Annotated in this window: 9 protein-coding genes; 3 read left to right on the top strand and 6 right to left on the bottom strand. The window is 45.7% G+C overall.

Annotation, left to right across the window (positions count from 1 at the left end):
• Window positions 1–131: 131 nt before the first annotated feature.
• The 3 genes from ligA to BTV98_RS09075 form a co-directional block, all read right to left on the bottom strand.
• Window positions 132–2,237 (bottom strand): NAD-dependent DNA ligase LigA, encoded by a 2,106-nt coding sequence (ligA, locus tag BTV98_RS09085; RefSeq protein WP_075103435.1) that lies wholly within the window; start codon window positions 2,235–2,237, stop codon window positions 132–134.
• A gap of 182 nt (window positions 2,238–2,419) precedes the next feature.
• Window positions 2,420–3,439: a cell division protein ZipA C-terminal FtsZ-binding domain-containing protein gene (locus BTV98_RS09080; protein WP_058368128.1), complete on the bottom strand. Its 1,020-nt coding sequence runs from the start codon at window positions 3,437–3,439 to the stop codon at window positions 2,420–2,422.
• A gap of 216 nt (window positions 3,440–3,655) precedes the next feature.
• The gene (locus tag BTV98_RS09075; protein WP_075103434.1) at window positions 3,656–7,579 is read right to left on the bottom strand and encodes an AAA family ATPase; all 3,924 of its coding nucleotides are present in this window, start codon (window positions 7,577–7,579) and stop codon (window positions 3,656–3,658) included.
• Between the two features lie 278 nt (window positions 7,580–7,857).
• On the opposite strand from BTV98_RS09075, the gene BTV98_RS09070 reads away from it, so the two are divergent.
• Window positions 7,858–8,157: a DUF4298 domain-containing protein gene (locus tag BTV98_RS09070; RefSeq protein ID WP_058368127.1), complete on the top strand. Its 300-nt coding sequence runs from the start codon at window positions 7,858–7,860 to the stop codon at window positions 8,155–8,157.
• A gap of 8 nt (window positions 8,158–8,165) precedes the next feature.
• Here the strand turns inward: BTV98_RS09070 and BTV98_RS09065 are convergent, their stop codons facing one another.
• Window positions 8,166–8,969 (bottom strand): sulfite exporter TauE/SafE family protein, encoded by an 804-nt coding sequence (locus BTV98_RS09065; protein ID WP_058368130.1) that lies wholly within the window; start codon window positions 8,967–8,969, stop codon window positions 8,166–8,168.
• 340 nt (window positions 8,970–9,309) lie between these two features.
• Between BTV98_RS09065 and BTV98_RS09060 the strand changes: the two genes are divergently transcribed.
• The gene (locus tag BTV98_RS09060) at window positions 9,310–10,257 is read left to right on the top strand and encodes a biotin--[acetyl-CoA-carboxylase] ligase (RefSeq protein ID WP_058368126.1); all 948 of its coding nucleotides are present in this window, start codon (window positions 9,310–9,312) and stop codon (window positions 10,255–10,257) included.
• Between the two features lie 37 nt (window positions 10,258–10,294).
• Window positions 10,295–11,023 carry a pantothenate kinase gene (locus tag BTV98_RS09055; protein ID WP_058368125.1) on the top strand — a complete coding sequence of 243 codons (729 nt, stop codon included), beginning with the start codon at window positions 10,295–10,297 and terminating at the stop codon, window positions 11,021–11,023.
• 382 nt (window positions 11,024–11,405) lie between these two features.
• Here the strand turns inward: BTV98_RS09055 and BTV98_RS09050 are convergent, their stop codons facing one another.
• Both BTV98_RS09050 and BTV98_RS09045 read right to left on the bottom strand, forming a co-directional pair.
• The gene (locus BTV98_RS09050) at window positions 11,406–12,593 is read right to left on the bottom strand and encodes an isovaleryl-CoA dehydrogenase (protein WP_058368124.1); all 1,188 of its coding nucleotides are present in this window, start codon (window positions 12,591–12,593) and stop codon (window positions 11,406–11,408) included.
• Between the two features lie 302 nt (window positions 12,594–12,895).
• Window positions 12,896–13,816: a hydroxymethylglutaryl-CoA lyase gene (locus BTV98_RS09045; protein WP_058368123.1), complete on the bottom strand. Its 921-nt coding sequence runs from the start codon at window positions 13,814–13,816 to the stop codon at window positions 12,896–12,898.
• Window positions 13,817–13,840 lie beyond the last annotated feature (24 nt).

Below are 13,840 nucleotides of genomic sequence, written 5' to 3'. Positions count from 1 at the left end.
TATTAAAGTATGACCTAACCAGCAAATCCCCTCTAAGGGATTTGCACTTGCGAACCTGAGGAGGAATAAGCAAAACACTGTTTTGCCCGACGCAAGACAAGAGCCATGCTCGCAGTTAGCAGTGCAATTTTTTAACGGTTCTCATCCCCAACCAACGCCAAAAACTCTTCTTCATCCACTATTTTCACACCCAATTTTTCCGCTTTGGTTAGCTTAGAGCCAGCTTTATCACCTGCCAGTAGCGCAGTGGTTTTTGCCGAGATACTACCCGAGACTTTCGCGCCCAATGCTTGCAATTTGGCCTTCGCTTCATCACGTGCCATGCTATCGAGCGCGCCTGTGATGACCCAAGTTTGCCCATCAAGCGGTAACCCTTCTGATGCCACTTGCTCGACCTTATCCCAATGTACGCCCGCCTCCATCAAGGCGGTGATGACTTCGATATTGTGTGGTGCGCGGAAGAACTCATGGATAAGCTCAGCGGTGATAGCGCCCACATCAGGTGTTTGTAGTAGCGTATCAATATCTGCTGCCATTAGGCTATCAAGATCGCCAAATTGCTGGGCAAGGTTTTGTGCAGTGCCTTCACCCACACCGCGAATACCAAGTGCGTAGATAAAGCGTGGCAAGGTGGTCTTTTTGCTGGCTTCGATAGCACTGATGATGTTTTGTACCGATTTCTCACCCAGTTTTTCATAAGTAATGAGATCGTCTCGATGATTATGCAAGTTATAAATATCGGCGACAGTTTTGATAAGTCCATGCTCAAAAAAGCTAATGAGCCAGCTTGCGCCTAGACCATCAATATCCATCGCTCGACGCGAGACAAAGTGAATGAGTGCCTCGGTCTGCTGCGCGGGACAGAACAGTCCGCCAGTACAACGCGCCAACGCTTCATCTTCGGGTAGCACCACAGGCGAGTCGCAGACAGGGCAGGTAGAGGGCAGCTTAACGGGCTCAGAGTCTTCTGGACGCTGATCGTGCCAGACGCGCGTGACTTTGGGAATCACATCGCCTGCCCGATGTACGCTGACCATATCGCCTGCACGCACGTCCAAACGCTGAATCTCACCAAAGTTATGCAAAGTGACATTGCTGACAGTGACGCCGCCGACTTTGACGGGTTCGAGCTTGCCGACAGGGGTGATTTGTCCGGTACGTCCGACTTGCCATTCAATAGCGTGTAAGCGTGTCATAACGGTCTGGGCAGGGAATTTATAAGCGGTTGCCCAGCGCGGCTCACGGGACAAAAAACCAAGCTGCTGCTGCAATGCCAAGCTATTGACCTTAATCACTGTGCCATCAATTTCAAACGGTAACTCATCACGCGTTTCAATCACCGATTCATAGTAGGCTTGCGCTTCGCGTGGATTCTGTACCACCTCGACCGCACTGACCGTAAAGCCAATGTCTTTTAGCCATGCTAACGCTGCTGATTGGGTGTTGATATTTTCAGGTAGACCTTGATTAACTGAATAACAATAAAATGCAAGCGGACGACTGGCGGCAATAGCTGGATCAAGTTGTCTTAAGCTACCAGCGGCGGCATTGCGCGGATTGGCAAAAGTTTTACCATCGTTCTCTTCTGCTAGACGGTTGAGTCGTTCAAAGCCTGCCTTGGGCATTAGCACCTCTCCGCGTACTTCTAATAGCTCAATATCAGCGGCATCAGCTAACCATAATGGTAGGTTTCGGATGGTCTTGGCGTTTTGGGTGATGTCCTCGCCTGTCTGTCCATCGCCGCGCGTCACCGCTTGGACAAACTTGCCGTACGCATACTTTAGCGAGACTGCTAAGCCATCAAGTTTAAGCTCTATCTCATATTCTGGGTTTTGCTGGGCGTCACTTAGACGGTCATTGATCCTGCGCATAAATGCGTGCAGTTCATCATAATCAAAGACGTTGCCAAGCGATAACATGGGAATGTCATGGGTCACTTGGGTAAATGCTGACAACGGCGTATCACCGACTTGATTGATAGGACTGTCCGGCTGCACCAAATCTGGATATCCTTCTTCAAGCTCAAGTAAAGAGCGGCGCAACTGATCGTATTCGCTATCGTCTAAAACGGGGTTGTCGAGCACGTAATAGGCATAATTGTGCGTCTTGATGGTATCAATAAGCGTGCGCATTTGAGTAATGATGTCGTGATGAGCATCAGAATTAATCGAAGGTTGTGAAGCTACTTTTTGATTGGTTTTGGTTTGAGAAGTGGTCGATAAGAGAGGATCAGTCATAGTCAGCGTCTTTATAATTCAAGATGCCGATATGATAACAATTTTGCGGGTTACTCGGATATAATTTTGCAGAAAATCAGGACGATTAAAAAAGGCAAATCACGCAACCATAGATATATTATCTACGCTGCATTGTTTGCCTTTTAGAATACAGTTAGTACTGCTGTTAACTTTTGTCTTTATTAAATTTCATAGTCGCGAACTTGATTACGCAGCTGTTGTTTATATTCAGGAGTAATCGGTTCGTTGTTTTCATCAAGTAACAGCGCATTTAAATCATCCGCCATCATATAAGCAATGCTCATCATACTATCAAAGCTGCGTAGCGCTTGTGGATGCGGCAGGGACAAAAATACTACCACACCATTGTAAGTGTTGGTCGCCACGCTATGCGGATCAAACGGCGCGATACCACTGTTTGTGATACCCATCATACTGAACCAAAGCATGCCGGTACCATCTTTTTGCTCGTAACGATGAAACATGTTCATCGCCCCAAAGCGTAGACCATACTTGTCGATTAAAGCCAATAAGTCACGACCGCGAATAATCTCTACCGGGCGATCACGGTACTGGCGCGGCAAGATAGTAATGTTGATGTTGTCTTTAGCATTAATAAGTGGGCCATTTTGCGCTTCATCGACAGGCTCTAACAGATGCTGATCAAGTATCGGGCTGTTGTCATCAAAGCTTGGCTCTTCAGCCGTATCGATCACTGGCATCAAGCTATCAGTCGCTGACATAAGGCTAGAAAACGCATCAGGCTCTTGCTCGCTACCACCTTGCATGTAGTTAGCTACTTCTGCAAACTCAGCATTGTCTGCGCGTTGCTGCTCAGCTTGCCAGCGCGCATAGTCCTCATCATTTTTATTATCGACATTGGCTTCGGTCTCATCGCGACCCTTAGTCAATTGTGCATCGACATTGGTATGGGTTTCGGTTAACGGCTCATCTTCGATAACCGCATCGAGATAATCACGATTGGGCGCAATGGTGGTCTCACCGGCGACCGTATCATCAAAATCTGGCTGATCGACAATATTGCGCTCGTGACGCGGTATGATGGGAATGCCATTTTTATCATAATTGACTGTCGCGGCTTCCGTACTATTGCGACGTTTAAAGCTACGAATGACCATAAACAGGCCTGCAAGCACGATAAATGCAGCAATGGCAATCAAGATAAACTGAATAGCGGTCATGAGAAATATGTCCTAATAACTATGATAAAAGGGAATACACAAAATAGAATAAATGGCAATAGTCTAGCATGGCTGACTAAACTCGTCACCATATAGTAATTGTTTATAGTCAGCCCAACATAGTTGCATTACGTTACAATCTTAACCCTAACTATAATACTAGAGTCTGTATAAAACTCGATACCGATTATCAATTCTTAACACTATTCACTGATACTAGCCATCAATATAGCTGACAGCCTCATTAAGCGAGACGCTGACCAAGGTAGAAATACCAGCATTTGGCATAGTGATGCCTTTAAGCTCATCAGCGATCTGCATTGCCAACTTATTATGGCTAATAAAAATAAACTGCAAATCGTCTGCCAGCTCATGAATCAAGCTGGTAAACCGGCCAACATTGGCATCATCGAGTGGCGCATCCACCTCATCTAGCACACAAAATGGTGCGGGATGCTGCTTAAAGATGGCAAAAATAAGACTCAACGCGGTTAGGGTTTTTTCCCCACCCGATAGCACAGCAAGGCGACTATTACGTTTGCCCCTTGGCTGAGCCATCAAGGTTAATCCTGCTCGCCACTGCTCCGACTTAGGTGTATTGGCAGGCATATCATCAATATTTAACGTTAGGCTGGCTTGCCCACCGCCAAAGACTTTGGCAAATAAATTAGCAAGCTCGGTATTGACTGCCTCTAACGTCTCGATAAATAAGGTCTTAGTGGTCTCATTAATCGAGGCAATCGCCTCGCTCAATGTCTCCATACTGGCTGCAATGTCTGCGGTTTGCTGCGCCAGCGGTTCTAAGCGTTCATTGACCTCTGCCAGCTCTGCCACGGCGGCTAGATTGACCGCACCAAGTTTGCTGATTTGCTGCTCAAGCTTGGACTTTTCGCGCTCAAGCTCAGCGATTTTGTCAGGACGTACGCGGCGATCATGCGCGATAAAATCCGCTAATAAATTTGAGACACTAATCGGTTGCTGTGTTAACTCTTCATCAGTTTTATATCTATGCCTAATGCTATAGTAAGCTTCTAGCGCCTCTTGCGTATGAGTACTGGCATCCTCCAAGCGTGCCGCGCTTAATGCCAGCTCGGTAGCGTGATGTGCAAGCTTACTCTGCTGAGTCTGCAATGACTGTTGTAGCGTATCTAGCTCTGCCTGCTGCTGACTATACTCACCTTTAAGCGCCGTCAATGTCGTTTCGCGTTCTGCCAGTAGCAATTGCTGCTCATCGCGCGTTTTTTGTACTGTCTGCAACGCTGTTTGCAGCGCTGGCAGTTTATTTTGCTGCTGCTCATGCTTCGCCTTTAGGATTTGCTCGCTTTGTAGCGACTTGTCATATTGCTCACTTGCCCGTTTTAGACTACTGCTACTGTGATCAAGGCGCATCTCGCTTTGTTGCATACGAAGTTGCAATGCTTGCCAAGCGTCATCATCTGCCTGACGTGTGCGGGTAAGCTCACTACGCTCGGACTGCAACTGCTGACTCAATGTTCGAGCATCCGCTATTTGTGGCGTCAGCGCGGCTATCTCACTTTGAATATGCTGCTGCTCATGATTGAGAGTTTGCAATTCTTGCTCTAATTCTTGTTGCTCTTGCTCAAGGGCAACTTTATCAGCGTTTAGACGTTGGCTGTCCGCTTGTAGACGTTCAGCGTTGGCGTGCTGAGTAGTAAGCTGCTGCTGGTATTGATGCTTATCGCGGGTTAATTGCCCCGCTTGCGCGCGCGTTTCTTCTAAGCCAATCGTTAACGCATCATAGTTGCGTTGGTTATCAGCGACGGCCTTTTGCTGCTCTTCTATTTTATCCTCAAGCCCATCAAGCAGCTCTTCTAATGTTTGCAGACGCTCGCGCTGCTGTAAGCGCTGCGTTAAGAATTGGTTATTGCTGTCGTTTTGACCATCTTGCGCACCAATAAATTTACTGAGGTTTATCGTACCTTGACGACTGATAATCCAGCCATCCGAGGTTAGCAGAATTGCTGACGACGGTAATACCTTTAAGATATCGGCAAGCGCTTCTAACGTTTGCTTATTAACTGCCTCAGGTTGCGCAATATATAAATAACATTGCTGCCAAAGCACTAAATTAGGGGCAGTAATCATCTGTGATAAAGGCAGTACTGTATCAGTCAAACTATCAGGCAACTCGCTAACAAATGAATTGTCTCTAATTTCGTTTTGTTTAGCAGATAGCCACAAGCTATGGCCGTTTTCTACTGGCAATTTATTTTTTGCGTTGGTGCGCTCATTTTGCACAGTCTGATAAGTAAACAAATCCGTTAAGTCATGCTCAAGCGCTTGCCATAAGCTATTCGCTTTTTGAACGTCGCCGTTAACTTTTTCATTACTTGATTGGCTAGAAACCAGCACATGACTATCCAGCCATAACGCAAACACACTATCGAGCAGCTCAGCATGCTGCTTGCCTACTGCGCTTAACTCAATCTGTTCACGTAAGGTGGAGATAGCTAAGTCATTATAGTTATTTAATACTTGATTTTCTAAGTCAGTTTTAATATCGGTAGTTTTTACATTAGCAGACTGTTGCGATTTCGGTGTGGGTTTAGGATGTAATATCTGGTGTAGAGTATCGTACTCACCTGCTAAAACTGCGTGACGTTTTTCATTCTCACTCAACTCGCGTTGCTGAGTTATCAAGCGTTGTTGTAAATCATGCGCTTGCGGTTGTAGTTGAGACAGTCTTTCATCAACGCTATCTTGTTGACGCTCAATCTGTTGTAGCTGTTTATTAAGCTCAGCAATGTGCGACGCTAAGGTCTGCTCTTGTCCCTCCGTGCCATGCGTAAGGGTCGCATCGGTCTTAGCAGATAATGATTGCTGTAGCTGCTGCCATAAGCTCTGCCAATGTTGCTGGCGACGCTGCCATTTCTCATGGTTTTGCTGACGCCGTTTTTGTGCTTGGCTATTAATCGCTTGCTGCTGCTCAAGCGCACGATGACTATCTTGTAGGCGTGACAGCTTATTTTGCGCTTCATGCCATGCGCGCTGCAACGGTTGCTCATTGCGTTTATACGCTTCACGTTTATTTGTCAGTTCAATTAGCTGCGGACGCAATGCTTCTAGCGCATGTTGCTGCTCAGCTTGCTCAGCTTTTAAACGCTCAATCTCATCGACTGCTTGCTCACGCTGCTGCTCTAAGCCAGCTCGTTGCTGTTCAATAACGGTTAGCTGTGATTTGGCATCACTTAGCTGGTGCTCAGCTTGTTGATAGCTTAGCTGCTGCTGATAATGGCTGCTTTGGGCATCATCTTTTAGCCACTGTTCTTGATTGATATGGGCAGCAAGCTTATCTTGTTTGGCTTTTAGAGTCTCATAGCTGGCTTGTAATGTGGCGACCTCACTAGCGCTACGCTCATGAGCTATTTTTTGCTGCTGCTGATTATGCTTGGCTTGATACAGTTGCTGAATGGCAAGTTGCTGCTTGATATCAGCAAGTGTTAACGCTAGCTCTTCGTAACGCTGAGCGCTTTCTGCTTGCTTAGATAACCGTTTTTGTTGGGTGACCAGCTCGCTTTGCATATCATGCAAACGTGCTAAATTATCTTTAGTTTTCTCTAACTTTTTTTGCGTCTCTATCCTGCGCGCTTGATAGCGTGAGACGCCTGCCGCCTCCTCGATAAATTCACGCAGCTGCAGCGGGCTTGACTCAACAATACGCCCAATCATGCCTTGTTCGATAACCGCATAACTGCGCGCGCCAAGCCCAGTTCCCAAGAACACATCGACTACATCACGGCGACGACAGCGCGTACCATTGATGAAATAGTCTGAGCGCCCCTCTTTATTTACCTGTCGGCGGACGGACAACTCTTGATAAAGATTGAATTCATGGCGAATACCCGTCTGCTCGTCTTGCGTATGCTCAAAAGTCAGCTCGACACTGGCAACACTTTTGGCAGATCTATCTTGCGTGCCTGCAAAGATAACATCACTCATTGCCCCGCCACGTAACTGCTTGGCAGAGGTCTCACCAAGCACCCAGCGAATGGCATCGATGACGTTAGATTTGCCACAGCCGTTTGGCCCGACAATGGCGGTGATACCATGACGGAAGGTAAAAGTTGTTGGATTGGCAAAGGATTTAAAGCCTGCCAATTTTAAAGATTTTAAACGCATGAATAATCAATAAACTTAGCGAAAACAGGCGGCTATTCTACCTGAAATTGTGACGAGTTTTTAGAGTTTGTGAGGAATGCTATAATATGTTCACTTTAAGAAGTATATAGTGCTACTGGGATGAATTTTGTGTAGCATCGAACAGTGACGAAGTCGCACAGCAAGCAAGGAAAATTTATACCAGTAGCACATTCAAATCTATATACTAGTTTTATTTCAATTCATTATATGATACTGCTCAAAAGCTAAATTATTAACCACTAAAAAAGAGAAATAAAATGGCTGATTATAATCCACAAGAATTGCAGCAAAAATATGAGCAGTGGTGCAAGTTATACCGCCAGCAACTAGAGGCGCAACAGCAGTTCTTAAAAGCTGAAGCATTGCAAAACGAATTAAAAGACTACTATTTAAATCCGCAATGGATGGCAGACCGTGAAGCGGATTTGCCGATTGAGCACTCGAGTCAAGCGCACTCAATCTTTAGTGAAGATGCGCTGTTGAGTATGTTGACCAACCATGATGAGTTAGCAAGAAAGTGGATGCGTCTGGGACTAGATGCGCTTGATAAGAAATAAAAATCGCCCTAAATCACCCCAATTCCACTTAACAAAAGCTGTCCGCCTGCAAATAATAGCAACACGCCAAAGGCACGCTTAAGCATAAGTGCCGGTAATACATGGGCAAGCTTAGCACCGACTTTTGCCATAGCGTAGCTCACGACTGAAATACATATAAAGCCTGTAACATGAACAAAGCCTATCGTCCCTTCAGGTAGATTGACCACGTCTTGTCCGAACCAAGCAAATCCCGTAGCGCCTGCTAATGCAATCGGTAAACCACACGCGGCCGAGGTGCCGACCGCTTGCTTCATCGGCAGTCCTGCCCAGTTTAAAAACGGTACAGTCAGGCTCCCACCGCCAATCCCAAAGATAGACGATGCCATACCAATCCCTGTACCTGCGCCAAACTGTACACCAGCTGACGGTAATGGCTTGCCCAGCTGCTCCTTATTAGAAAAGAACAACATCTTTAATGCCACCAATAATGCGCCAATACCGATGATGGCTTGCAATACCTTACCGTCAATCAAATCAGCGACACCTGCGCCAATAAGGCTACCGATGACCAAACCTAACGCCATCTTTCGCCAGACTTCCCAGCGTACACCGCCGCGCTTATTGTGCGCAGTCAGTGAGCTGATGGACGTTACCACAATGGTCGCAAGCGAGGTACCAACCGCCAAATGGGTCACCACTTCAGGAGGAAAGTTATAAGCAGTAAAAATCCATACCAACGCTGGTACGATAATCATGCCACCGCCTACCCCAAACAAGCCTGCACTGACCCCTGCAAATGCACCTGCAATGACAAACCATACATATAACATCATCGAATCAGCCTTTTATTCTGCTTGTTTTTGAGTTTTTTTATTTTGCTTGTTTGTCTGCTTACTTAGACGGACGTTTTATAATTAAGCCATTTTAAAACAATACAGTGCTATTAGAATATCTACTTTTGACATATAAGTTGTGCAGCCAGTACAGGACAAAAATGTATCTGTTTTATTTATGGTTATATATTTTAGGCTGTTTATTTAGAGTTGGCTTCATTATATTTGCCAAACCATTAACCGATCTTTATGCTGTTTGTCTTATACTATTTACTGACGATAAGTACCCAGTATATCAAAGATTATCCATGCGACCTTAACCACAGTGACCAAATTTATGCCGTCATCAGCCAACACTTCCGTCTATTTATCTGAGCTTACACATCGTCATGTGACCAGCAGCGCGTCTACCAATAGCGAGCTGATACAAAGTGTCCAAGACGGCACACTAAACGCCACTCAACTGCATCTATTAACGGCTGAGACCCAAAGCGCAGGACGCGGACAACGAGGACGATCATGGCAATCACCGCGCGGTAATGTCTATCTGTCTTTATATCATCCAGTGTATACGCCCATCAGCGGTTTGTTATCGTTAATTATTGGCGTCGAGCTGGCAAAAATGCCTATTATCCAAACGTTAAATGAGCAGCTGCGCGCACAAGGTTTAACTCCTATTGGCGTCAAATGGGCCAATGACTTGGGCTTTTATCAAAACTCACCTAAATCAGATAAAGCTGAACCCGATACGCAAATCATTCAATTTAATAAGCTTGCTGGTATTTTAATTGAACCGGTGTGGAAGGCTGGAAAATTGGTTGGTGTGGTCATGGGCGTTGGTCTTAATGTACAAACTGCACCAAAGCTCACCGCGCAAACTTGTGAGGGCATGAGCTATGAGGCAATTAGCTTACAAGATATTTATGGAATACTGGAAACAGATACCAATAATGCTACCAACGATATACGCCTACCAACCTTACAAACGCTTTATCAACAGATGAGTAAAGCATTGATAGCAGCAATGACGCGCTTTGAGCACTTCGATATAGAAAAACCAACTGGGCATACCTACTATCTAGATGGCTTTCTGCAAGAATTTGCGACGATAAATGCTCTGACAGGTCTACGTTTACGTGTGACTCAAGACCACGATGATAAAGCGCATGTGGTGACTGGGCGTGCTTGTAGTATCGATACAAACGGATGTTTGCAATTGCGCCAAGATAACGGTAAGATTTCTGCGCTTTTTACTGGTCGTATTGATGTAATTCGTGAGGCATAGACCACATACTTAACGAGCACCATATAAAGGGATTTTTATGCTCTGGTTAGATCTTGGAAACACCCGTCTCAAATACTGGCTCACCGATGACATTGGGCAGATAGTCACGCACGATGCCAAGCAACACTTGCAAGCGCCTGCCGAATTACTCATGGGTCTAACCGATCGCTTTGAACGTTACGCCCCTGACTTTATCGGTATCTCGTCTGTACTAGGTGATGAGCTCAACGTAAAAGTATCAGAGACTTTAAGTCGTCTAGATATTCCGTTTGAGTTTGTCCATGTCGATGCCGCGCACCCATTGATGCGTAGCGCCTACAACGATGAGCAGCTCGGCTGTGATCGTTGGTTGCAGATGCTGGGCGCGGTCGATAAGAAAAAACGTCAATGTGTGATTGGTTGCGGTACAGCGGTGACGATTGATTTGATTGATCATGCTGAGCATTTAGGCGGTTATATTTTCCCCAGTATTTACTTGCAACGCGAGTCACTATTCTCAGGTACCAAGCAAATCACCATCTCTAACGGTACTTTTGATAGCGTCAGTCAGGGTGTCACCACGCAAGATGCAGTACATCGCGGGATATTATTATCCATCGTTGGTGCGATCAATGAGATTAGCCATCGTCATCCCAACTTTGAAGTCATTATGACGGGTGGTGATGCCGCCATTATTGCGCAACATGTCAATCGCCCAGTACGACTACGCGATGATTTACTATTAAATGGTTTGGCACGTTATTTTGATCATAGTAAACAGACATAGCAATTTTAATCTAAGATTTTTATAAGATATAAAATAAACATAAAAAAAGCAGGACGTTTTAAGCGACCTGCTTTTTTGCTATGGCTTATTTGATTCAAAACCGATATATAGTCAAAATACCCTAAAAACGCTACGGTATTGCTGATATCAATTTTTTGTAGCCTCTGTCTGAGTAGGCACAGCAAGCAAGAAAAAGTGATATCAGCAGCGCGTGATGTATCGATATTACTTTTCGCTGACTATAGAGTGCTAATGAGATGAGTTTTTCGCAGCCTCTGTCACGCCTGCGAACAGCAAGCCAGAAAAATTTAGCTCATTAGCACGAGGATATTAATGCATCAATCTTATTTTGAAATTAATATCTAACGAACATTTTATAGTGTTACTTGGTCTCGTTAAAGAGCTCACGCCCAACCAGCATACGGCGAATCTCACTGGTACCCGCGCCAATCTCGTACAGCTTAGCATCACGCCAAAAGCGACCCAGCGGATACTCGTTGGTATAGCCATTACCGCCAAAGATTTGAATGCCTTCGCCTGCCATCCAAGTGGCTTTTTCGGCGCACCATAAAATCACACTGGCGCAATCTTTGCGCACTTCTCGACTATGACCGGCACCGCGCGCGTCCAACATATCGAGGTTTTTGCCGACGGTATATAAAAAGCTACGTCCCGCTTGCAAGATGGTATACATGTCCGCGACTTTACCTTGAATGAGTTGGAACTCACCAATCGCTTGACCAAACTGCTTGCGATCATGAATGTAAGGGACGACATTATCCATCACTGCTTGCATAATTCCGATAGGACCTGCGGCAAGTACCGCGCGCTCATAATCGAGACCACTCATTAAAACTTTAACGCCTTCATTTAACCCGCCTAAGATGTTTTCCTTGGGGACTTCAACGTTGTTAAAGGTCATCTCACCAGTATGACTACCACGCATGCCGAGCTTGTCGAGCTTTTGCGCGGTACCAAAACCTTCCATACCTTTTTCAACGATAAATGCGGTCATGCCTTTCGCACCCATTTCTGGATTAGTCTTAGCATAAACCACCATTACGTCCGCATCAGGACCATTGGTAATCCACATTTTGCTGCCGTTTAACACATAATGGCCGCCTTTTTCTTCGGCTTTTAGCTTCATACTGACCACATCTGAGCCAGCGCCTGTCTCACTCATCGCTAGCGCCCCGATGAACTCACCACTGATGAGTTTCGGCAGATATTTTTGCTTTTGTTCCTCTGAACCATTACGTTTGATTTGGTTGATACACAGATTAGAGTGCGCACCGTAGCTCAGCGCCACAGAGGCAGAAGCGCGGCTAATCTCTTCCATCGCCACCATATGAGCAACGTAGCCCATATCTGAACCGCCGTACGCTTCAGGAACAGTGATACCATGCAAACCTAAGTCACCCATCTTTTGCCACAAATCCATTGGGAACTCATCGCTACTGTCGATTTCGCTTGCGCGCGGGGCGATTTCATTAGCCGCAAACTGCTGTACCACGTCACGTAACGCGTCGATATCTTCGCCAAGCTGAAAATTCAATCCGGGTAAACTCATAACCATTCCTTGTATTTTGATGTTTAGTTTCTTACTAGAGCTGTGTCAATTTAAAAAGGGATGATAGGGCTGGGACAAATTTTTTGAAGCCTCTGGAGTGACGAAGTCGCACAGCAAGCGAAGAAAATTTGTACCAGCCATAAATCCATCTATCTATTCATTTAGCTTATGACTAACTGTATTTTTAATGCCATAATCAATTCAATTTAAAAGTGCTACAAGGCAACCGAGTGTAGATGTATATTGAATACTTCAAGCGAGGTTAACGCTGTAACACTTTTATAGTAGATTGACTATATTGGTTAAGGCTGACGCTTATTAATCAGCGCACGCGCCACGCTTGAGCCATTGCGGCGACCTAAAAACTCACTAATACGCTCACCTGCTACGACCAATTTATCTAAATCAATGCCAGTACTGATGCCCATACCATGCAGCATATAGACGACATCTTCGGTTGCGACATTGCCCGTTGCGCCTTTGGCATACGGACAGCCGCCAAGCCCAGCCACTGAGGTATCAAATTCGCTAACGCCCATCTGTAAGGCGGCCAAGGTATTACTAACGGCTTGACCATAAGTATCATGAAAATGGCCTGATAGCATAGCGATGTCGGCATACTCGAGAGCGGCTTGTAGCGCGCGCTGTACTTTTAGCGGGGTGCCGACGCCAATGGTATCGGCAATACCAATCTGCTCAGCACCAATCTCAACCAAGCGCTTAGTCACATAAGCCACTTGGCTTGGGTCGATCTCGCCTTCATAAGGGCAACCGACCGTGCAAGAGATAACACCGCGTACCTTGATGCCCTGCTCTTTTGCAGCAGCGGCAACGGGTGCAAAACGTTCAATACTTTCATCAATACTGCAATTGATGTTTTTTTGACTAAAGGTTTCACTGGCTGAGCCAAAAATTACTATTTCATCAGGACGATGTACAATGGCATTTTCAAAACCGCGCATATTTGGCACGAGTACCGAATACATAACGTCATCATGCCTATTATCTTCAAGCGCGGTCATTAGCTCACTGTTGTCGCCCATTTGCGGCACCCATTTTGGCGAGACAAAGCTGGTCGCCTCAAGCTTCTTGACGCCTGCTGCGATTAAATCGTTAATAAGCGTTTGCTTAACCGCAGTCGGTACCGTCATCGATTCGTTTTGTAAGCCATCACGTGGGCTGACATCCACGATGGTGACGTGCTCTGGATACGAATGGCTCATGGTTATTATCCTTTCATTGTTCTT

Origin of the sequence: Psychrobacter sp. Cmf 22.2, from assembly GCF_001921745.1 — a bacterium.
In the GTDB taxonomy this organism is placed as follows: domain Bacteria; phylum Pseudomonadota; class Gammaproteobacteria; order Pseudomonadales; family Moraxellaceae; genus Psychrobacter.
The sequence above is the reverse complement of the archived record's forward strand: the minus strand, read 5'-3'. Positions and strand labels throughout refer to the sequence as shown.